The sequence below is a fragment of the Dactylosporangium sp. CA-139066 genome, assembly GCF_050936175.1.
In the GTDB taxonomy this organism is placed as follows: Bacteria; Actinomycetota; Actinomycetes; order Mycobacteriales; family Micromonosporaceae; genus Dactylosporangium.
The window spans coordinates 1,047,570-1,068,366 of record NZ_JBNJNH010000002.1 but is presented as its reverse complement, the minus strand read 5'-3'; the positions used below and the strand labels follow the sequence as shown (position 1 = coordinate 1,068,366).

At 70.9% G+C, this 20,797-nt stretch carries 19 protein-coding genes; 12 read left to right on the top strand and 7 right to left on the bottom strand.

Annotated elements, in window-relative coordinates:
* The first annotated feature begins 124 nt into the window (after nt 1-124).
* The 7 genes from ACQEVU_RS49645 to ACQEVU_RS49615 all read left to right on the top strand — a co-directional run bounded on the left by ACQEVU_RS49645 (nt 125) and on the right by ACQEVU_RS49615 (nt 8,966).
* Complete coding sequence (locus ACQEVU_RS49645; protein WP_433337278.1) at nt 125-2,029, top strand: adenylate/guanylate cyclase domain-containing protein; 1,905 nt, start codon at nt 125-127, stop codon at nt 2,027-2,029.
* Nucleotides 2,026-2,682, top strand: coding sequence for a Crp/Fnr family transcriptional regulator (locus tag ACQEVU_RS49640; protein ID WP_433337276.1), 657 nt, complete (start codon nt 2,026-2,028; stop codon nt 2,680-2,682). The genes ACQEVU_RS49645 and ACQEVU_RS49640 overlap by 4 nt, the downstream gene beginning before the upstream one ends.
* A 144-nt stretch (nt 2,683-2,826) precedes the next feature.
* Nucleotides 2,827-5,196 (top strand): immune inhibitor A domain-containing protein, encoded by a 2,370-nt coding sequence (locus ACQEVU_RS49635; protein WP_433337274.1) that lies wholly within the window; start codon nt 2,827-2,829, stop codon nt 5,194-5,196.
* Nucleotides 5,197-5,227: 31 nt separating this feature from the next.
* Complete coding sequence (locus ACQEVU_RS49630) at nt 5,228-5,632, top strand: hypothetical protein (RefSeq protein WP_433337272.1); 405 nt, start codon at nt 5,228-5,230, stop codon at nt 5,630-5,632.
* Between the two features lie 70 nt (nt 5,633-5,702).
* Nucleotides 5,703-6,284, top strand: coding sequence for a DsbA family protein (locus ACQEVU_RS49625; RefSeq protein ID WP_433337270.1), 582 nt, complete (start codon nt 5,703-5,705; stop codon nt 6,282-6,284).
* 488 nt (nt 6,285-6,772) lie between these two features.
* Nucleotides 6,773-7,399, top strand: a complete 627-nt coding sequence (locus ACQEVU_RS49620; protein WP_433337268.1) for a GOLPH3/VPS74 family protein — start codon at nt 6,773-6,775, stop codon at nt 7,397-7,399.
* A 58-nt stretch (nt 7,400-7,457) separates the two neighbouring features.
* Nucleotides 7,458-8,966, top strand: a complete 1,509-nt coding sequence (locus ACQEVU_RS49615) for an APC family permease (protein WP_433337266.1) — start codon at nt 7,458-7,460, stop codon at nt 8,964-8,966.
* 77 nt (nt 8,967-9,043) lie between these two features.
* Here the strand turns inward: ACQEVU_RS49615 and ACQEVU_RS49610 are convergent, their stop codons facing one another.
* From ACQEVU_RS49610 to ACQEVU_RS49600, 3 genes are all read right to left on the bottom strand, one after another.
* The gene (locus ACQEVU_RS49610; RefSeq protein ID WP_433337263.1) at nt 9,044-9,238 is read right to left on the bottom strand and encodes a hypothetical protein; all 195 of its coding nucleotides are present in this window, start codon (nt 9,236-9,238) and stop codon (nt 9,044-9,046) included.
* Nucleotides 9,235-10,305, bottom strand: coding sequence for a LacI family DNA-binding transcriptional regulator (locus ACQEVU_RS49605; protein ID WP_433337261.1), 1,071 nt, complete (start codon nt 10,303-10,305; stop codon nt 9,235-9,237). Before ACQEVU_RS49605 ends, ACQEVU_RS49610 begins: the two co-directional genes overlap by 4 nt.
* A gap of 140 nt (nt 10,306-10,445) precedes the next feature.
* On the bottom strand, nt 10,446-11,591 hold the full coding sequence (locus ACQEVU_RS49600; protein WP_433339713.1) for an MBL fold metallo-hydrolase: 1,146 nt from the start codon (nt 11,589-11,591) through the stop codon (nt 10,446-10,448).
* A gap of 238 nt (nt 11,592-11,829) precedes the next feature.
* Between ACQEVU_RS49600 and ACQEVU_RS49595 the strand changes: the two genes are divergently transcribed.
* Nucleotides 11,830-13,062, top strand: a complete 1,233-nt coding sequence (locus tag ACQEVU_RS49595) for a helix-hairpin-helix domain-containing protein (protein ID WP_433337259.1) — start codon at nt 11,830-11,832, stop codon at nt 13,060-13,062.
* On the top strand, nt 13,062-14,135 hold the full coding sequence (locus tag ACQEVU_RS49590; RefSeq protein WP_433337257.1) for an OmpA family protein: 1,074 nt from the start codon (nt 13,062-13,064) through the stop codon (nt 14,133-14,135). The genes ACQEVU_RS49595 and ACQEVU_RS49590 overlap by 1 nt, the downstream gene beginning before the upstream one ends.
* 90 nt (nt 14,136-14,225) lie before the next feature.
* Here ACQEVU_RS49590 and ACQEVU_RS49585 read toward each other — a convergent pair whose 3' ends face one another.
* On the bottom strand, nt 14,226-15,827 hold the full coding sequence (locus ACQEVU_RS49585; RefSeq protein ID WP_433337255.1) for an alpha/beta hydrolase: 1,602 nt from the start codon (nt 15,825-15,827) through the stop codon (nt 14,226-14,228).
* Nucleotides 15,828-16,012: 185 nt separating this feature from the next.
* Between ACQEVU_RS49585 and ACQEVU_RS49580 the strand changes: the two genes are divergently transcribed.
* Together ACQEVU_RS49580 and ACQEVU_RS49575 are read left to right on the top strand one after the other, a co-directional pair.
* On the top strand, nt 16,013-16,780 hold the full coding sequence (locus tag ACQEVU_RS49580; protein ID WP_433337253.1) for an RNA ligase family protein: 768 nt from the start codon (nt 16,013-16,015) through the stop codon (nt 16,778-16,780).
* Nucleotides 16,781-17,089: 309 nt separating this feature from the next.
* The gene (locus ACQEVU_RS49575) at nt 17,090-18,139 is read left to right on the top strand and encodes an AAA family ATPase (protein WP_433337251.1); all 1,050 of its coding nucleotides are present in this window, start codon (nt 17,090-17,092) and stop codon (nt 18,137-18,139) included.
* On the opposite strand, the gene ACQEVU_RS49570 is transcribed toward ACQEVU_RS49575, so the two are convergent.
* The 3 genes from ACQEVU_RS49570 to ACQEVU_RS49560 all read right to left on the bottom strand — a co-directional run bounded on the left by ACQEVU_RS49570 (nt 18,136) and on the right by ACQEVU_RS49560 (nt 19,522).
* Nucleotides 18,136-18,858 carry a hypothetical protein gene (locus ACQEVU_RS49570; RefSeq protein WP_433337249.1) on the bottom strand — a complete coding sequence of 241 codons (723 nt, stop codon included), beginning with the start codon at nt 18,856-18,858 and terminating at the stop codon, nt 18,136-18,138. The genes ACQEVU_RS49575 and ACQEVU_RS49570 overlap by 4 nt on opposite strands.
* Nucleotides 18,859-18,926: 68 nt before the next feature.
* Nucleotides 18,927-19,196, bottom strand: coding sequence for a hypothetical protein (locus ACQEVU_RS49565; RefSeq protein ID WP_433337247.1), 270 nt, complete (start codon nt 19,194-19,196; stop codon nt 18,927-18,929).
* A 29-nt stretch (nt 19,197-19,225) separates the two neighbouring features.
* Complete coding sequence (locus tag ACQEVU_RS49560) at nt 19,226-19,522, bottom strand: hypothetical protein (protein ID WP_433337245.1); 297 nt, start codon at nt 19,520-19,522, stop codon at nt 19,226-19,228.
* A 176-nt stretch (nt 19,523-19,698) separates the two neighbouring features.
* Between ACQEVU_RS49560 and ACQEVU_RS49555 the strand changes: the two genes are divergently transcribed.
* Nucleotides 19,699-20,766: an App1 family protein gene (locus ACQEVU_RS49555; RefSeq protein ID WP_433337243.1), complete on the top strand. Its 1,068-nt coding sequence runs from the start codon at nt 19,699-19,701 to the stop codon at nt 20,764-20,766.
* Nucleotides 20,767-20,797 lie beyond the last annotated feature (31 nt).

The following is a 20,797-nucleotide window of genomic DNA, read 5'->3' as shown; positions in this document are numbered from 1 at the left end:
AGGTTGGCGTAGCGTGTCTGCGCACAAAGACGCAGAAGACCGATGCGCAAAACCGACAGAACGGCAAGCGCAGCAGAGCCGTGTAACCCCGAAGAAGCCCCGAAAAGACAAGGGAAGCGGTCCAATGGCACGCGTCGTTGTATGGGCAGCGCATCTCGCGTTGCCGTTGCTCGGGCTGTGGCTGTTGCTCAGCCGGCCGGGGGCCGATGCCATCTGGCAGCACAACGAGGCGCACTTCTGGCTGGTGCTCGTGGTGGCGGCGGTCAACGTCGCCGTCGGGGGTGCGATGAGCGTCGCCGCGCGGCGGCGGGGGGACGGGCGGCTGTTCCTCGTGTCACTGGTGTTCCTCGCCGCGGCCGGGTTTCTGCTGGCGCACGCGCTCGCCACGCCGGGGGTGCTGATCGGGCACCCCAACGCCGGGTTCGACCAGGCGATGGCCGTGGGGCTGATCATCGGCGCGGTGCTCGCGGTGGCCTCGTCGCTGCCCCTGCCGGGGCGGATCACGCGGTGGCAGCTGGGTCTGCGCATCGGGCTCGGGCTCGTGCTGTTCGCGTGGATCGTGTTGTCGCTGCTGGACGTGCCGCCGCTTTCGAGCCAGACCCAGATCCGCGACGTCGAGGGGCCGATGGTCTGGGCCGCCTGGGTCGCGGTGGCGCTCTATGTCGCGGCCGCGATCCGATTCTTCATCCTGTACCGCCGGGCGCCGGGCGCCGTCCTGATCTCCGTCGTGACGGCGTTCGCGCTGCTGGCGGAGGCGATGGTCGCGGTGACGCTGGCCGACAAGTGGCGCCTGTCGTGGTGGGAGTGGCACCTGATTTTGACGGCGGCGTTTCTGTTCGTGGGGTACTCGGCCTACGTGCAGTACCGCCGCGAAGGCAGTGCCGCCGGGCTCTTCGACGGCATTGCGGCGAAGGAGACCACGCGGCGGATCCGGCGGCAGTACGAGGACGCGCTCGAGGAGCTGGTCACGGCGCTGCAGGCGTCGGAGGCCGGCGCGGCGCCCGAGCGGCTGGCCGCGCGCATGGCCGAGCGGTTCGGGCTGACCGAGAAGCAGGCCGAGGTGCTCGACCGCGCGGCCGCGGCGCTGGTGGCCGAGCGCGAGCTGTCGGAGCGGCTCGGCGCGCTCGTGGCCGTGGGCGAGCGGGCGAAGGTCGGGGCCGGCGAGGACGAGTTCCTGCGGGGCGCCCGGGCGGCCGTGGAAGGCTCATTCGGTACCGTCGAAATCGAGTTGATCCACGACGGACGGCTGGAGTCGAAGCCCGGTGCGCTCCCCCTGACCGTCAAGGGGCAGCTCGCCGGCGAGGTCACGATCCCGGAGGCCGCGCGGCCGGAGCTGCGCCAGACGCTGGCCAACCAGCTGTCGATCGGACTCGAGAACGCCCGGCTGTACGGCGAGCTGTCCACGCTGTTCCGGCAGTACATGTCGCCGGACGTCGCGGCGGCGCTGCTGGCCGATCCGGACCAGGCCGCGCTCGGCGGGCGGCTCGTCGACGTGACCGCGCTGTTCGCCGACCTGCGCGGGTTCACGACGTTCTCCGAGGCCGTCGAGCCGGGCGACATCGTCGAGATGCTCAACCGGTACCACGGCGTGGCCGTGCCCTGCATCCTCGACAACGGCGGCACGATCGTGCAGTTCGTCGGCGACGCGCTGCTGGCGCTGTTCAACGCGCCGGCGCGGCAGGAGGACCACGAGGCGCGGGCGGTGCGGGCCGCGCTGCAGATGCAGGAGGCGGTGCGCGGCATCGCCGAGGGGCATCCGGACTGGCCGCGGTTCCGCGTCGGGGCCAACACCGGGCCGGCGCTCGTGGGCAACATCGGCAGCGAGCTGCTGCGCGGGTTCAACGCGATGGGCGACGCGGTCAACGTGGCCGCCCGGCTGCAGACGATCGCCGAGCCGGGGCAGGTGGTGATCGGCGGGGCCACCTACGACGCCGTCGCCGACCGGGTGAGCGCGACCCCGCTCGGGGACCTGGAAGTGAAAGGTCGCCGACAGACAGTCCGCGCGTACGCGGTAGAGAATCTGGTGTGACCGAGTTCTTCGAGCTGTTGCACGCCGACGAGCAGGCGGCCCTCGAGGCCGCCGGGCATCGCCGGCAGTGGAAGCGTGGCGCGGTCATCTTCCGCGAGGCGAGCGTCTCCGAGACCGTGATCGTGCTGCGGTCCGGGCGGGTCAAGGTCTCCTCCGACACGGCGTCGGGCACCGAGGTGGTGCTCGCCGTGCGCGGGCCGGGCGCGCTGCTCGGCGAGCTGTCCGCGATCGACGGCGGGCCCCGGGCCGCGACCGTCACCGCGCTCGAGCCGGTGACCGCGCTGTCCGTGTCGTCGGCCGACTTCGAGCGGTACCTGCTGGGGCACGCCCGCGTGTCCTTCCTGCTCATGCGGGAGCTGACCCGCCGGCTGCGCGACGCCGACCGCAAGCGCATCGAGTTCGGTGCCTACGACACGACCGGCCGGGTCGCGGCGCGGCTGGTCGAGCTGGCCGAGCGGTTCGGCGAGCGGACCGAGGAGGGCCTGCGCATCAGCCTGCCGCTGTCGCAGGACGAGCTCGCCGGCTGGACCGGGTCGTCGCGCGAGGCGGTGACAAAGGCCCTGCGCACGCTGCGTGAGGAGGGCTGGATCCAGACCGGGCGGCTGCACGTCGTCATTCACGATCTTGATGCGCTCCGGGACCGCGCGCAATAACCCTTCCCTTGACCCTTGCACATATGCGCATACCCCGTAGTTGATCTTCACTGGGCATCGAAAGCCCCTAGTCTCTCGCGACAGGTGCACCGAGGCATCGACATAGGTGCCTCGGTGTTGACACGCCCCACCAGGGAGGAACCTGTGCGTAAGTTGACCGTGGGACTGCTGAGTCTCACGCTTGCGTCGGGGATGGGGGTGCTTGTCGGCGGGGGAGCGGCCCACGCCGTACCGGCCCAGCAATCACCATCCGTCGACGCCGCGTCCCCCTCGGACGAGTTGCCCAACCCGTTGGAGGACAAGCGGCGCGATTCTCGTGAGGTCGCGCTCTCCCAGGTCCTGACGGGCCAGGCCGCACCGGAGAAGCGCGGGGCGAGCACGGTCGTCAAGATCGGCAATGGCAACAAGACCAAGGGTCACGTCGACAAGTACGTCGAGCTCAGCCGCGAGAAGACCGACAAGATCTTCGTCGTGCTCGCCGAGTTCGGCGACCAGCGCCACCCGAGCTACCCGGACCAGGACACGGCCCCGGCCATCCCCGGCCCGGCCCGGTTCGACGGCCCGCTGCACAACCAGATCCCGGCGCCGGATCGCACCAAGGACAACTCGACGATCTGGAAGCAGGACTTCAGCAAGCAGTACTTCGAGAACATGTACTTCGCGACCGGCAACGGCGCGGAGTCGCTCAAGACGTACTACGAGAAGCAGTCGTCCGGCCGCTACAGCGTCGACGGCATGGTCACCGACTGGGTGAAGGTCCCGTACAACGAGGCCCGCTACGGACGCAGCAACGGCTACCCGTGCGCCAGCAACGTCTGCAGCAACACCTGGAACCTCATCCAGGACGCGATCAACGCGTGGGTCGAGGGGCAGCACGCCCAGGGCAAGACCGACGCCGAGATCAAGGCGACGCTCGCCTCGTACGACCAGTGGGACCGGTACGACTACGACGGCGACGGCAACTTCAACGAGCCGGACGGGTACATCGACCACTTCCAGATCGTCCACGCCGGCGGCGACCAGGCCGACGGTGACCTGATCCAGGGCGAGGACGCGATCTGGAGCCACCGCTGGGCGGCGTTCCAGAACTTCACCAGCGGGCCGGACTTCAACAAGCTCGGCGGTACCCAGATCGGGACCACGGGCCTGTGGGTGCGCGACTACACGATCCAGCCGGAGAACGGCGGCCTGAGCGTGTTCGCGCACGAGTACGGCCACGACCTCGGCCTGCCCGACCACTACGACACCTCGGGCGCCGGCGGCAACGCCGAGAACCCGGTGAACTGGTGGACGATCATGGCCCAGAGCCGGGTCAGCCTGCCGAGCGACAACGGCATCGCGGCCCGCGCCGCCGACCTCGGCGCGTGGGACAAGCTGCAGCTGGGCTGGCTGGACTACAAGACGGTCCAGTCCGGGCAGACCAAGATCGTCGACCTCGGCCCGCACGAGTACAACAGCAAGAAGGACCAGGCGGTCGTCGTCGTCCTGCCGAAGAAGAAGGTCGCCACGCCGCTGCCGGCCCCGCCGGAGGGCAGCAAGTCGTGGTGGAGCGGCTCCGGCAACAACCTCGACAACTCGCTGACCCGCACGGTCTCGATCCCGTCCGGCACGACGACCCTGTCGTTCAAGGCCAACTGGGACATCGAGGACTGCGGCCCCGACGCCTGTGACTACGCCTACGTCGAGGTCGACGACGGCTCGGGCGGCGGCTTCAAGGCGATCCCCGGCTCCATCACCAAGGCGGCCGAGGGCAACGGCATCGACGGCACGAGCGGCGGCTGGGTTCCGGCCACCTTCGACCTGTCGGCGTTCGCCGGCAAGACGGTGAGCCTGCGTTTCCGGTACTTCACCGACCCGGCCGCCGGCGGCCAGGGCTTCTTCGCCGACGACATCGCCATCACCAACGGCGGCACCACGGTGTTCGCCGACGGCGCGGAGTCGGGCGCCAACGGCTGGACCGCGGTCGGCTTCACCGTCGTCGGCAACCAGTTGGTGACCGAGTACGACAACTACTACATCGCCTCGCACCGCACGTACGAGTCGTACGACCGCTACATGCAGACGGGCCCCTATAACTTCGGGTTCGCCGACAAGCCGCAGTGGGTCGAGCACTTCCCGTACCAGACCGGCCTGCTGGTCACGTACTGGGACACCTCGTACCGCGACAACAACACCAGCCAGCACCACGGCGGCGGCCTGATCCTGCCGATCGACTCGCACCCCGACCTCGTCCTCAAGGGCGACGGAACGCCGTGGCGGCCGCGCATCCAGGGCTTCGACGCGCCGTTCTCGATGAAGCGGACGGACTCGTTCACCCTGCACTACGGCGCGACCAACACGGCGAGCCAGGTCGGCGGGCAGTGGGGCAACCCGATGTTCGACGACAGCCAGAGCTACTACCGTGAGCACCCGGCGACCAGCACGTACTACGGCGTCAAGGTCCCGAACAACGGCGTCAAGATCCTCGCCCTGTTCGAGAACGGCACGTCCATGACCGTGGTGGTCAAGGCGTAGCGGGAACCGATCGAGGCCGGAGGAGGTCCAAGTGGGTATGAAAGCGCCCCTGGGCCTCCTCCTGGCCGTTCTGCTGCTCGGCGGCTGCGCGGAGAAGAGCCGGACCGCCGTGCCGCCGGCACCAAGCACGGCGACCTCCGAACCAAGCACGGCGACCTCCGAACAAGGCATCAGCGTGCCCTCCAAGGTGCCGAAGACGACGAAGGCCGAGCCTCCGGTCGATGACTTCCAGCAGGTGACGGCACAGGGCCGGGTCAAGGTCACCGGCGCGTGCACCGAGCTCGTCACCGACCAGCTCACCTGGACCCTGATCGGCCCGCCGGCCGCGTCGCTGCGCGACGGCCAGCAGGCCAAGGTCGTCGGCGTGCCGGACCCCAACCGCGAGACCGGCTGCGCGGGCAGTCCGCTGCTGGTTTCCCAGGCACTGCCGGTCTAGCGGCCGGTCTAGATCAAGTGCGCCCCGCCCGGGTGAAGCGGCACCGGGTCGGCGGGGGAACCGTAGAAGAATGACCACGCCCTTCCAGGTCACGGTCCCCCGGCTCGCGGTGCCGGTGGGCCCCGAGGACCACACGATCGGCCCGGCGGATGCCCCCGTGTCCCTGGTCCAGTACGGAGACTTCCAGTGCCCGTACTGCGCCATGGCCCACACGATTCTCCAGGACCTCCTCCGGCTGCGCCGCGAGACCATCCGGTTCACCTACCGGCACTTCCCCCTGACCAACGTCCACCCGTATGCGGACCTCGCCGCCGAGGTCGTGGAGGCGGCCGCCCGGCGCGACGCGTTCTGGCCGATGCACGACTGGCTCTTCGAGAACCAGCGCAGCATCAATCCGCGCCAGCTGATGGTGGGCGTCGAGCGGCTCGGGCTGCCTTCGGCCGAGATCGGCGACGAGGTGGGGCCGCACCTGTACCTCGACCGCGTCCGCCGCGACCTGGTCGGCGGCGTGCGCAGCGGCGTCGGGGGCACCCCGACCTTCTTCGTCAACGGCATCCGGCACGACGGCGGCTACGCGCTCGACGAGCTCCTCGAGGCCGTCGACGAGGCGGCCGAGGCCGTCGGTGCCGATCAGCGCCACGACGGCTACTGACCGTGGTCGCCGGTGGCCACCGCGGCGGGCTCGCGGGACTACCGCACGTTATCTACCCATGATGCTTCCAGTTGTGCTCGGCGGGCGATGAGATCATCGTCCGCCGATTCCTTTTCTGCCGTACGCACGATCGCCCCGAAATTGGTCGGCGTCAAATGCCGTCCGGCGCGGAAAAGATCACCTCGGCGCTGTTACTGACCGTGTCCTGGCGCCGAAAAGTCAGACCTCACGCTCGGTGATGCGGTCAACGTCTATGCAATATCGGCAACACGAGATTAATGCAAATTTGCATTTCGGTGGTTGCGGATGGCCACAACTCAGTGCATGCTTTCGCGTTGGGCCGCATGGTCTTTCGGGTCCAAACTGTTGTGGAACGCCGGATTTGGGGGGAACCCGGGGGCGTCCGGTCCCTGAGGGGCCGGTCGATGACAGAAAGAGCGGTGACGTGCGCGGTCGATCGAGGGCCGGTCGATTAGGGGTGCGGGCCGATGCTGCTGGCCGATGACTTCTTTCTGATCGGGCACGACGACCGGGACGGGCGGTCCCGGCTGTCGCAACGCGCGATGGAGTTCGGGCTGGCCGGCGCGATGCTCGGCGAGCTGATCCTGGAGCAGCGGATCCTGGTGGAGGGGCCGCGCCTGCGGGTGATCAACCACGACCCGCCGTCCGATCCGCTCGCGCACACCAACCTGGCCACCATCGTCGCCGAGCTGCAGCACCGCGAGGTGCGCACGTGGCTGCTGTTCCTCGGCCGCACGGCGGTCGAGGCGGTCGGCCGGCGCCTGGCGCGCGTCGGGCTGGTCGAGGAGACGCAGGTCCGGCGGCTGCTGCGCAGTGAGACCCGCTGGCTGGCCACGGACGTGAACCTGCCGGCCGGGCGTGTCGTGCGGCTGCGGCGCCTGATCACCGGCTTCGAACCCATGCGGGTCGCCGACACCACGCTCGCCGGGCTGGCCGAGGCGACCGGGCTCACCGGGCACGTGCTGTGGGAGCGCGACCCGGCCGGCACCAGAAGACTTCAACAGGCGATCAGCACCCTGCCGCCGCCGCTGCGCGACCTGATTCTGCAGGTCGAGTCGGCGGTCGGTGACTCGGTGATGTCGCAACGCGGGTGACGTCGCGGCAACGGACCTTCCCTCTCCACCCTTCCCCCTCAATTCCCCTGGAGGACCGATGTCCGCAACGTCGCAGCCGCGACCGAGCGTGGTATCTCAGGCACTGGCCCGCGACCGGCTGGGTGTGCCTTCTGTCATCATGTTCGCCCTCACCGCCGCCGCCCCGCTCATGGTGGTCGGCGCCCTGGTCTCGACCGGCTGGGGCGTCGTCGGCACGACCGGCTTCCCGCTGGCCTTCCTGATCATCGCGGTCGTCCTGTCCGTGTTCAGCTTCGGCTACGTGGCGATGTCCCGGCACATCACCAACGCGGGCGCCTTCTACTCGTACATCGCGCAGGGCCTCGGCAGGCCGCTCGGCGTCGGCGGGGCGATGGTCGCCCTGGTGGCGTACAACCTGTTGCAGGTCGGCCTGTACGGCGCGTTCGGCGCCTTCCTGTCGCAGTTCCTGGCCGACAAGGCCGACCTCAAGGTCGACTGGTGGGTGCTCGCCCTGGTGCTGTGGCTGTTCGTCGCGATCCTCGGCCTGCTGCGCGTCGACGTCAACAGCAAGGTCCTCATGGTGCTGCTGGGCGCCGAGCTCATCGTGGTGACCGTCTTCGACGTGATCTTCTTCAGCCACCCGGCCGGCGGTTCGGTCAGCTTCGAGCCGTGGACCTGGAACGCGCTGAAGGACTCGGCCGGCCCGGCGTTCGCCGTCGCACTCACCGCGTTCGTCGGCTTCGAGGCCGCCCCGGTCTTCGCCGAGGAGGCGCGCAGCAAGAACCGCACGGTCGCCACCGCAACCTTCCTCGGCCTCGCGGTCATGCTGCTGTCCTACGCGCTGACCAGCTGGGCCGCCTCGGTCAGCATGGGCGTGGACAAGACGGTGGACCTGGCCCGGAGCAGCCTGGACACCGGCGGCCCGTTCTTCCCGACCGTGGTCGAGAAGGGCGGCGCGTGGGCCGGCGACGTCGGCAACGTCCTGATCATCACCAGCATCGCGGCCGCGGCCCTGAGCTACCACAACACGACCGCCCGCTACGCGTTCGCGCTCGGCCGGGAGCGGGTGCTGCCGTCGTTCTTCGGCCGCACGCGGGCCCGCACCGGCGCACCGGCGTCCGGCTCGCTGTTCCAGACGATCATCGCGCTCGTGGTCATCGTGCTGTTCGCGGTCGAGGGCTGGGACCCGCTGGTGAACCTGTTCTTCTGGCTGGGCACCTCGGGCGGCGTCGGCGTGCTGCTGCTCATCACGGCGACGTCCCTGTCGGTGATCTTCTACTTCGCCCGGGACGCCCGCGGCGAGGGCGCGTGGGCCCGGCTCATCGCGCCGATCCTGGCCACGATCGCCCTCGGCTACGTGATGTGGCAGGTCTTCAACAACTTCAGCCTGCTGCTGGGCATCCAGCCGGGCCAGACGAGCGCCGCCGTGTGGGCGTTCCCGGCCGCGTACGGCGTCGCCGCCGCCATCGGCATCGTCTGGGCCCTGATCCTGCGGGGCCTCAACCGCCAGGACTACGACGCGATCGGCCTCGGCGCACAGGCCAACACCGCCCGCATCGAGTCGGCCGAGTCGGTCGAAGTGGGCTGACCGCCGGCACAGCGAGGGAGGCAGGCGATCGGCCTGCCTCCCTCAACTGTTTTTACGCACGCTCTACCGGGAGGGTGTTACCCGTAGGTGAGCGCCGGCGTGGGCTCCACTCGGTCGGCGGCCCGGCGAAGCGTGCGCGCAGTGAAGCCGCGCACCTTGTTCATCGTGGCCGATTCCGCGCGGCGGTCGTCTACGACCGGAGCGTCGGGCATGGCCGAGAGCACCTCTGTGCGGACGGCCTCGAGCGAGACGAGCAGTGCGATCGGGATCATGACTTCTCCTTGGCTGGATTGGGGCCGGTGGTCGCCCTGACCACCAGCGAGACGGGCAGCGTCAGGCGACGCCGCGCCGGGTCCTCGGGCGGGTCGAGCAGAAGCTCGCCCGCGAGCCGCCCGCGCTCGACGCTGGGCTGGCGGATGGTCGTGAGCCCGGCCGGCTCGGCCTCCGGGATGTCGTCGAACCCGGTGACCGACACGTCCCGGCCCGGGCGCAGGCCCCGCACCCGCAGCGCGTCGAGCACGCCGAGCGCGAGGACGTCGGAGGTGGTGAGGATCGCGGTGGCCCGGCCGAGCCGGTCCAGCGCGTGCGCCGCGGCGGCCGCACCCTCCTCGCGGTCGTTGTGCGCCGCGTTGATGAGCAGCACCCGCTCCCACGGCAGGCCGGCTTCCGCGAAGGCGTCGCGGAATCCGCGCACCCGCTCGCCGGTCACGTAGTAGCGCAGCGCGTCCGGGTCGGCGTCGACCGGGCCGGTGACGCCGCCGTGGACGATCCAGTGCGCGACGATCGCGACGTCGCGGTGGCCGAGGTCGGCGATGTGCGCGCCGAGCCGGTGCGCCGCCGCGCGCTCGTCGATGCCGACGTAGCCGGCCTCCGGGCCGAACGCGTCCGGGTCCTCGCCGATCACGATCGGCACGCCGCGGCCGCGGATGAGCTCGAGCGCGCCGTGCCAGTCGGGCACGCAGTAGAGGCAGAACGCGTCGACCGCGGCGTTGCTGACCACCCGCCGGCCGGCCTCCTCGTCCTGCGGCAGGTTGAGCAGCAGCAGCGAGGTCTCCCGCGCCGATGCCGCCTCGGCCAGGCCGCGCAGGTAGGCCACCGCGTAGGGGTCGGTGAACGCCATCGACAGGTCGTCGGTCAGCAGCACGCCGATCGCGTTGACCTTGCCGCGGCGCAGCGACCGGGCCGTCGGGTTGGGACCCGCATAGCCCAGCCGCTCGGCCGCCGCGAGGATCCGGGCGCGCAGCTCGGGGGAGAGCTGATCCGGCCGGCTGTAGGCGTTGGAGACGGTGCTCCGGGACACGCCGAGCTCGTCGGCGATGGTCTGCAGCGTCGCCTTCATGTCGGATCCCCTCCCTTCTACTGTATCGATTCAGGACCTTCTGTATCGATACAGTACGTCGGGTGGGACTCACTTGCCAGTCGTTTGTCGGGTCCTGGCATGTGGGCCGCAACACGTGCGCTGAGCTGCTCTTTTAACCGTCACGCAATGGCGCGCCACCACGGTTCAAGTGCCGGCAACGCGTCGATGTTCACCCGGTCACCTGGGCGCGGCACGACGAGCTCGATGTCGAGCGCCCGCGCCTCCTCCACGAGCCGCTCGACCGGCTCGGACCACGCGTGCAGGGCCAGGTTGAACGTGCACCAGTGCAGCGGGATGAGCACCCGCGCCCGCACGTCGAGGTGCGCGCTCGCCCCGTCCTCGGGCTTCATGTGGATGTCGGGCCAGGCGTCGTTGTACGCCCCGACCTGGATCAGCGACGCGTCGAAGGGACCGAACCGCTCGCCGATCTGCTTGTACCCGTCGAAGTAGCCGGAGTCGCCGGTGTAGAACAGGCTGCGGCTCTCGCCCTTGACCACCCACGACGCCCACAGGGTGCCGTCGCGGCTGAACCTGCGGCCGGAGAAGTGCCGGGCGGCGGTGGCGGTCAGCGTGACGCCCTTGACCGTGATCTCCTCGTCCCAGTCCAGCTCGATCAGGCGGTCGGCCGGCACGCCCCAGCGCTCGAGGTGGGCGCCGACGCCCAGCGGTACCAGGAACGGGGCCTGCTGGGTCCGCTGCAGCGCCCGGATCGAGGCGAGGTCGAGGTGGTCGTAGTGGTCGTGGGAGATCACCACCGCGTCGATGCGCGGCAGCTCGCCGATCGGCAGCGGCATCGCGTGCATCCGCTTCGGCCCGAGGAACGAGGTCGGCGAGCAGCGGTCGCTCCACACCGGGTCGAACAGCACGCGCACCCCCTCGATCTCCACCAGCGCCGTGGAGTGCCCGAGCCATGTCACGTGCAGCTCGCCGGCGCCGAGCCGGCCGCCCAGGTCGGGTCGGGTCACCGGGATCGGGCCCAGCGGCTTGCGCCGCTGCTGGCCCGTCAGCAGCTCGACGAACGCGTCCCGCATCGCGTGCGGCGGCAGGATGTCGGCCGGCACCGTGTTGCGGAAGCGGCCCTGCGAGTACTGCGGCGATCGGCGCATCCGCTCGGCCCGCGCGCCCGCCGGCACGGCCCCGAGCTGCGCCGGAAGGTCACGCAACGCCCACGCGACGCCACCGGCGGCAGCCGCCACCGCGGCCCACGCGAGCACCCGAGTCGTCTTTCCCATAGCTCTGTCGCCTCCAGTTGTCGTGAGGTTCAGCACCCGTCCGTTTCGATTTTCTCTCGGTACTATGGCCAGCCGGCCACCGGCAAACCCGCTTCGAAGGCCTCCGATCTGCGCAAACGCCTTCGGCGGCCCCCGGTGCCACCCCGAACCGGCCGCCGGACGGGCCCGGCCGGGCTCTGTTGTCAGACAACCAGGTGTGGAAGGCTGCCCGCGAACTTCCTCTTCACGCGCTCGCTCATCGCGTTAGGTCACATTCCCCCGGAGGCCTGTCGTGGTCTGGTACACCGGCCAGTCACTCCTGTTGATCCTGCTCTCCTTCCTGCTCGGACTGTTGGTCGGGTACCTCTGGTGGGGCCTTCGACTGCGCCGCGTCCGCTCGTCCGAGTCCACCTCCCAGTCCACCATTGCCGAGTCCCCCGCGCCCGCCGACCCGCCCGTTGCCGCGCCCGTCGCGGAGCCTGAGCCGGTCGCGGCGCTTGAGGCCGAGCCTGTCGCGGAGCCGGAGCCGCTCGCGGAGCCTGAGGCCGAGCCCGAGCCGGTTGCGGACCCTGAGCCCGAGGCCGAGCCGGTTGCGGAGCTTGAGGCCGAGCCGGTCGTCGTCTCCGAGCCCGAGCCCGACGTGACCCCGGTTGCCGTCGTCGAGGCGGAGCCGGAGCCCGAGACTGCGCCCGAGTCCGAGGCCGAGCCGGTCGCCGTGGATGCCGCGCTTGTCGCGGAGGTCGAGTCGGCGTTCGAGGCGGCCGAGGAACCCGCGCCGGTCGACGACCTCGCGCGGATCGAAGGCATCGGGCCGAAGATCGCTGCGGCGTTGCAGGCGGCGGGCATCACCACGTACGCGCAGCTGGCCGACGCCGACCGCGGCACCATCGAGGCCGCCCTGGAGAACGCCAGCCTGCGGTTCGCGCCGAGCCTCGGGACCTGGTCGCGCCAGGCCCGGCTGCTCGCCGACGGTGACGAGGCCGGCTTCAAGGAGCTCACCGACCGCCTGATCGCCGGCCGCGAGGTCACCGCGAAGCCCGCCCCGGACCCCGCGCCCATCGAGGAGCCGGTCACGGAGCCGGAGCCGGTCGTGGAAGAGCCGGTAGCCGCGGAGCCCGAGCCCCAGCCGGAGCCTGAGCCGGTCGCGGAAGAGACGGCGGCCGTGGAGCCCGAGCCGGAGCCGGTTGCGGAAGAGCCCGAGCCGGTTGCGGAAGAGCCAGAGCCGGTCAAGGTGCCCGCGCAAGCGGTCGCCGACGACGGGCCGGTCGACGACCTCAAGCGCATCGAGGGCATCGGGCCGAAGATGTCGGGGGCGCTGGTGGCGGCGGGCATCCGCACGTACGCGCAGCTGGCCGACGCCGACGTCGACACGCTGCGGGCGGCCATCGAGGCGGCCGGGCTGCGGTTCGCGCCGAGCATCGTCACCTGGGCCCGGCAGGCGCGTCACCTGGCCGACGGGGACGAGGAGGGCTTCGCCGACCTGACCCGCCGGCTCGTGGCCGGCCGCGACATCGGGCGGGCCTGATGGCGGGCACCACCCGGACCACGACCAGCAGCACCGGCTGGGAGGTACGCAAGCGGCACCCCCTGATCCCGATCGGCGCGGCCGTCGTCGGGCTGGCCGCGCTGGTGATCGCCTTCGAGGTGCCGCACCGGCACTCCGTCGAGGACAGCCTCACCGACCGGACCAAGGTGGCCCTGGCGGGCGCCGGCATCGACGCCGACGTCCGATTCGTCGGGCGCGACGGTACCGTGCGGGTCGGCTCGGCCGAGGAGAAGGACAAGGCGCGCGAGGTCACCCTCGGCGTCGAGGGCGTGCGCGTCGTCGACGTCCAGGCGCCGCCGAAGGTCGAGAAGCCGCCGGCGCCGCCGGAGCCGCTGTCGGTGAAGCTGCTGATCGACGGCGGCAAGGCCACGCTGACCGGCACCGTGCCGGGCGACGGCGACCGCGGGAAGATCGCCGACGCGGCCAAGCAGACCCTCGGCGCGGAGAACGTCCAGGACGACCTGACCGTGGACGCCGCGCGGGCGGGCGACGACACCGACCTCGCCGGGCTCGCGGCGGTCCTCGGCGCGCTCGGCAAGGACACCAAGGCCGGCGTCGTGGACCTCACCAACCACGTGGTCACGCTGACCGGTACCGTGCCCTCGCAGGAGGTCAAGGACAAGGCCGAGCAGGCAGCGAAGGCGGCGGTCAAGAGCGGCACGGTCCGCAACGAGCTCGTCGTCGGCCAGGCCGCGCCGGCGCAGGTGCAGACGCAGCTGGTCGCGCTGCCGACGGTCGAGTTCGAGAACGACAGCGCCACGCTGACCGCGAAGGGCCGGGCCGTCGTGGAGAACGCCGCGTCGATCCTGCGGGCCAACCCGAACATCAAGGTCAGCATCGAGGGGCACACCGACCTCACCGGCACCGCCGCGCACAACCAGGGGCTCAGCGAGGCCCGGGCCAAGACGGTCCTCGACACGCTGGTCTCGCTGGGCATCGCGCCCGACCGGCTGAGCTCGCGGGGCTTCGGCGAGAGCCGGCCCAAGGTCCCGGGCACCGACGACGCGGCCAACGCCGTGAACCGCCGGGTCGAGTTCATCGTGCAGCAGTAAAAGATCGTGCAGCGGTAACAGCAGCGAACGCGAAGGGGCGCGGCCGTCGGCCGCGCCCCTTCCTGTTGCGTACGAACGTGCGGTTGGAACCTAGTGGCGCACCGGGTACAGCGGCTCGCGCGCGGTGCTGTCGGCCCACAGGGACTGCGTCGACTGCGCGGAGAACGCGGACGCCGCGGTCGGGTCGGGCCAGGGCAGCGTGTCGCAGGTCTTGTCGGGGCGGTCGCCCGACTTGCGCTGCGGCAGCTTGCCGGTTGCGAGGTAGTCCGCGATCGTGTCGTCGATGCACGCGTTGCCGTTGAGCGAGTTGGCGTGCGTGGTCTGGTCCTTCTCGGCGAGGAGGGCGCTGTTGGGGAACAGGCGCCGGGCCTGCAGGCTGCCCTCGAACGGCGTCGCCGCGTCAAGGGTGGTACCGACGAAGAGAACGCTCTTGACCTTCGAGCCGTCGACCTTGACCGGCTTCTGCGCCTTGCCCTGCCAGTAGAGGCACGGCGCGTTGAACCAGGCGTTGCTCCAGGTCATGTACGGCGCCCGCAGGAACGTCCGCCAGTTGTCGACCTTCCACTGTTGCCAGCTCTGCGGCCACTGCACGTCGGTGCACTGCACCGCGTTGTACACGGCGAAGCCGTTGTCGTCGCCGGGCGCGATGTAGTTCTCGTAGGCGGCCACGATCAGGTCGGTGTCGTGGTTGTTGGCCCAGCCCGCGAACGCGTCGGCCAGCTCCAGCCACGTCGACTGGTAGTAGCCGGCGTAGAGGAAGATGTCCGTCCACTCGCTCGCCCCGACGACACCGCCGGCCGGCGCGCTGCGCAGCTTGTTCTGCTCCGCGTAGTAGCGCAGCTCGACCTGCTTCGCGGTGGTGCCGAGGTGGTACACGCTGTCGTACTTGGCGAGCCAGCCGAACCAGATCTCTTCGTTGCGCTGGAAGGCCAGGTCCTGGTCCAGGTTGGCCTGGTACCAGACCTTGCGCACGTCGACGTTGCCGTCGAGCACCATGCGGCGGACCTTGTCCGGGTGCAGGGTGCCGTACACCTGGCCGAGGTACGTGCCGTAGGAGAAGCCGTAGTAGTTGATCTGCTGGGCGCCGAGCGCCTTGCGGATCGACTCCATGTCGTTGACCGAGTCGACCGTGGTCATGTGGTTGAGCAGGTCGCCGCCGGCCTTGCCACACGCCTTCGCGTAACCCTTGGACTTGGTCAGCCAGGTGTTCTCGATGGCGGAGTTGACCGGGATGTACTCGGGCCGCGGGCCGTCGAAGTAGCTGTCGTCGCAGTGCAGCGCCGGGACGCTGGAGCCGACGCCGCGCGGGTCGAAGCCGATCCAGTCGTACGCATCGCCGGCGCCGTTGGGCACGTACTCGCCCAGGACGGACAGCGTCAGCCCGGACCCGCCGGGGCCGCCCGGGTTGACCAGCATGACGCCCTGGTAGTCCTTGTCGGCCACCTTGTGCTTGATGCGCGACACGGCGATCTGGATCTTCTTGCCGTTGGGCTTGCTGTAGTCGAGCGGGACGTCCAGCAGGCCGCACTCGGCGCCGCGGCGCTGCATGCCCGCGCTCGCGCACTTCCCCCACGGGATCGACGCCGCGCCGGCGAGGTCGCCCGTCGGCGTGCCGGGCGCGGCCAGGGCGCTCGAGGCCGGCGCGACGGCCGCGAGCGTGGCCGCAGCGGTGAAGAGGACCAGCCCCTTCACGGTTCTTTTCTCCAAAACAACCCTCCCAAATTTGCCCAAATAGGAATCCATGGGCAAGTGATTCGGGTCAAACAATGTCACGCCGATGCTTTCGGTCTTGGGTGGCGCGCGGAAGCCGCAACACCCTTTCCCTCACCCGAGAAAACCCGTGTCGCGGGCGGATTGGCCTCCGGTACAACGGTGTGATGCTGCGCAAGTACCCCCGGACCCAGCACCTGCAGGGCTCCCGCCTCCAGCCGGGGGACCACGACCTGGCGCAGGTCCCGTTCGCCGAGCTGGCCGGCCGGCGGCTGGTGGTCGAGGAGAAGCTCGACGGCGCCAACGCCGCGATCAGCTTCGATGCCGATGGCGAGCTGCTGCTGCAGTCGCGCGGGCACTACCTGGCCGGCGGGCCGCGCGAGAAGCAGTTCGCCCCCTTCAAGGCGTGGGCCGCCGGGGTGCGCTATCAGCTGTGGCCCGTCCTTCGTGACCGATTCATCCTGTACGGCGAGTGGCTCTACGCCAAGCACACCGTCTTCTATGACGCGTTGCCGCACCACTTCTGCGAGTTCGACGTGTACGACCGCCAATCCGATGCGTTCCTGTCGACCCCGCGGCGCCGCGAGCTGCTCGACGGCCTCGGCGTCGCGAGCGTGCCGGTGCTGCGGGAGGGGGCGTTCGCCGACCTGGCCGGGCTCACGAAGCTTGTCGGGCCGTCGACCTGCCGTACCGATAAATGGAGGGAAGCGCTGCGGGAGGCGGCGCTCGCCGGCGGCGCCGACCCGGACCAGGTCGTGCGGGAGACCGACATGTCCGAGGACATGGAGGGGCTGTACCTCAAGCTGGAGGACGCGGACACCGTGCTCGGGCGTTACAAGTGGGTCCGGCCGAGCTTCCACACCGCGATCCTCGACTCGGGCAGCCATTGGCAGGACCGCCCCATCGTGGCCAATCGCGTCAATTCGGATTTATGACCTGCCGGGCGAAAAATCCGAAAAGTCGTGGCGCGCCAGCGCCCGACTTTTCGCCCGGCGGCGGAGAAGCCCGGCGGCGGAGAAGCCCGGCGGCGGAGAAGCCCGGCGGCGGAGAAGCCCGGCGGCGGAGAAGCCCGGCGGCGGAGAAGCCCGGCGGCGGAGAAGCCCGGCGGCGGAGAAGCCCGGCGGCGGAGAAGCCCGGCGGCGGAGAAGCCCGGCGGCGGAGAAGCCCGGCGGCGGAGAAGCGCGGCGGCGGAGAAGCCCGGCGGGTGAAGGGGTGTTGAAGGCGGCGGTGGAGGAGGAGGCGGCGTGAACCTGTTCGAGCGGCTGTGCCCGGCGCCGCCGTCCTGGGGCGTGCGCTGGGATGTCATTGCCGGGAGCCTGCCGTGGCTCGGGGAGCTCGGCGACGGCGGGGCGCGCACCCGCGGGGTCGTCGAGGCGCTCGCCGGGATGGACGAGTGGCGGGCGCGGCCCGAGAGCGAGCGGGTGGCCGTGTTCGCCGCGGCCGTGCTGCACGACGCGGGGCGGGCCGACGGCGAAGGCGGGCACGCGCGGCGCGGGGAGCTGTTCGCGCGGCGGCTGCTGTGGCAGATGGGGGCGCCGATCGCCTGGCGGGAGCACGTCGCCGCGCTCGTGCGGCATCAGCGGCTGCCGTTCGGGGCGCTCGAGCGGGCCGACCTCGACCGGGCCGCGTTCCGGGTGAGCCTGCTGGCCCGCAACGACGATCTGGCGCTGCTCGCGGGCGCGGACGCGCGGCGGCTCGGGGGCGGCGCGCTGATGGAGGAGGTGGCGCTCTTCGTGGAGTACACCCGGGAAATCGGCTGTCTCGACGAGCCCCGCGCCTTTGCGTCGGACCATGCGCGGTTCGAGTATTTCCGGCATCCCGGGCGGGATCCCGGCTATGCCGCGTTCGACGACACCCGGACCGCGGTGACCGTGATGTCGGGGCTGCCGGGGGCCGGCAAGGACCACTGGATCGCGCTGCACCGGCCCGGCGTGGCGGTGGTCAGCCTCGACGACCTGCGCGCCGAGCTCGGGGTGCGGCCGACCGGGGATCAGGGCGAGGTCGTCGCCGCGGCGTACGCGCGGGCCCGGGAGCACCTGCGGGCCGGCACGCCCTACGTCTGGAACGCGACGAACGTGACCCGCGCCCTGCGTTCGCGGGCCATCGGGCTGGCCGCGGGCTATCGGGCGCGGGTCGAAGTGGTGAGCGTCGAGGCGCCGCCGGACGTCGTCCACCGGCGCAACCGGGCGCGGGTGGCCCCGGTGCCGGCGGCGGTGATCGACCGGATGGCCGCGCGCTGGGAGACGCCCGACCCGACCGAGGCGCACGAGGTGCGCTGGGTCCTGAACAACTAGCGGGTCATGGTGGTGCGCTGGCGCTGCATCGCCAGGGCCTGCAGGGCCGACGAGCGGACCAGCAGCAGGGGGTTGAGCGGCTCGTTGGCGGCGATGGTCCGCGCGTACGGGCGGTTGGTGGTGTTCCAGCCGTCGTGGATGTCGTACTCGATGGCCAGCGTCCGGTTGCGGCCCATCTGGTAGTCCAGGAGCACGCCGGGGCCGAGCGAGCGGGTGGCGATCTCGCCCGCCATGTGCGGGATCGGCGAGAAGAAGAACGCGACCTTCGGGATCGGCTGGAAGAGGTCCACGTCGATCAGGTCGAAGACGCCGATCGGCTGGTACATCCCGTGCGCGTCGTGCACGCAGAGCCCGGCGCTCAGCTCGGTCCGGCCGGTGTTGTCGATCTCCATGTGGCCGGCCGGGCCGCCCGGGGTCACGATGCCGGCGCCGTCGTTGCCGGCGACCGTCAGCACGCTGCCGAGCGGGGCGGGGTAGTTGTGGGTGGCGACGATCTTGGTGCTCGGCGCGTGGGCCGCGCGCCGGGTGGTGTACATCGAGTACGTCTCGTTCCACGCCACCTCGAGGTGGCGCTCGAGGTAGTGCGCGGACAGCCAGATCGTCGGCGCGCCGCTCGCCGAGGTGGCGATCGCGTGAAGGCCGAAGAGCGCGAAGTGACGGTCGCGCAGCTGTTCGAGAGTCGCCTCGTCCATGTCGATGGTGAGTTTGTGCTGCTCCACGCTGGCCTCCTGGGTTGGTGCGGCTCTTCGACCCAGTGTGGAGCGGACGAGTTGCGCGATAGGGGCAATCAGTGAAAATCCCTCACGACCGCCTCGGCGGCCTGGCGCACCTCGTCGTCGTGCGGGTGCCACGCCGCGGCGATGTCCGGGTGCAGGCTCGCCCGGGCGGTCGCCAGCAGCCGGCGGCTCACCTCTTCGAGGCTCTCGCCGCGGTACTCCCGGCCGACCTCCTCGGCGGCGCGCCGCAGCGCCGAGGTCAGCTGGGCCTCGAGCGGCTCCTGCAGCCGCTCGACGGCCGGGTCGCCGTCCGGGTCGATGGAGACATGCAACTCCTGCATGCTCCTGCTATGCCCGCCGGCGACCGGTTTCATGCCGCGATGACGGCTCCCGGGCGCCGCATGGCGCGGATCGCGCGGGCGGTTTTGGAGCCGACGGCCGGGTAGGTCGCGCGGACCTGGGCCAGCGCCCACGCCATGCGGGTGACGGCGGTCTCCGGGTGGTCGCCGAACTCGCTCGCGACCCGGGCGGCGCAGCCCTTGACGCCGAGGCTGCGCAGCGTCGCCGCGACCGCGTCGCGGATGTCGCGGCCGGCCGGGGACTGGGACGACTGCAGGTCGGAGGCAAAAAGCGCCTCGGCCCGAACGGCCTCGAATGTGGTAGCCATCTCGCACCTCCTGTGCGCTTCAGCGGAACCCGTCGAAATGTGTTCCTGATGACATTCACGCTAAGAGCGCCCGTCCAGTTCGGGCTCACGGTTTCATGCCAGCGTCGTGTGTTGGTCACTCGCCGTTGATCGCCAGGCGGGGTGCGGTCCTTGGCCCGCTGTGACAGGGTGGGGCAGTGTCCTTGAGCCCCAACGCGCCGAGCAGTGCGCCGTTGCCGCTGCACCGTGCCGCGCGCATAGAGGACGCGTTCCACAGCCTCCTGGAGCGGCGGCTGCGCCGGCGCGGCTGGAAGGTCGCGGTCACCGCCTACACCGGCTACGGCGCGAGCGCGACCGACGAGCGCCCCGGCTGGGTCCGGGTGATGGGGCGCGCCCTGCTCGCCCGCATCGACCCGAAGCCCGGCAAGCGGCTCAAGAAGCTTCGCGGCTGGCGCTCGTTCACCGCGGTGTCGGTCATGAACGCCATGGTCCGCATCGAGGCCGGCGGCCGGACCTGCGAGGTGCTGTGTGACCGGGGCGGGTTCGTCGACGTGGTCGTCGAGGCCGACCTGGCGCCGGGCTGGGCCACTGTCACCCTGCAGTGCGAGAACAGCGCCCCGGTCGAGGCGCCGATCCGGATCATCGACCCGGCCACCACCCGCCTCGGCATCATCTCCGACGTCGACGACACAGTCATGGTGACCACGCTGCCGCGCCCGCTGCTCGCCGCCTGGAACACGTTCGTGCTCGACGAGCACGCGCGGGCCTCGGTGCCGGGGATGGCGGTGCTGTACGAGCGGCTGGTCAACGCCAACCCGGGCGCCCCGGTCTTCTACCTGTCGACCGGCGCCTGGAACGTGGCCGCGACGCTGACGCGGTTCCTGTCCCGGCACCTGTACCCGGCGGGTCCCCTCCTGCTGACCGACTGGGGCCCGCAGCCGGACCGGTTCTTCCGCAGCGGACAGGCCCACAAGCGCGCCTCGCTGGCCCGCCTGGCCGACGAGTTCCCGGACATCCGCTGGCTGCTGGTCGGCGACGACGGCCAGCACGACCCGGAGATCTACGCCGAGTTCGCCGCCGAGCACCCGGACGCCGTCGCCGCCGTCGCCATCCGGCACCTCTCCCCGACCCAGGCGGTGCTGGCCGGCGCCTTCCCGGGCGTCGCCGGGAGCTCGAAGCGCTTCCCGGCCAACGACCGCCGCTGGCTGGGCGCCCCGGACGGCGCCGGCCTGTGGCGCCTCCTGCGGGACACGGAGATCCTGTAACCCCCGGCCGGATCGGTGAGATCAGCGCCGA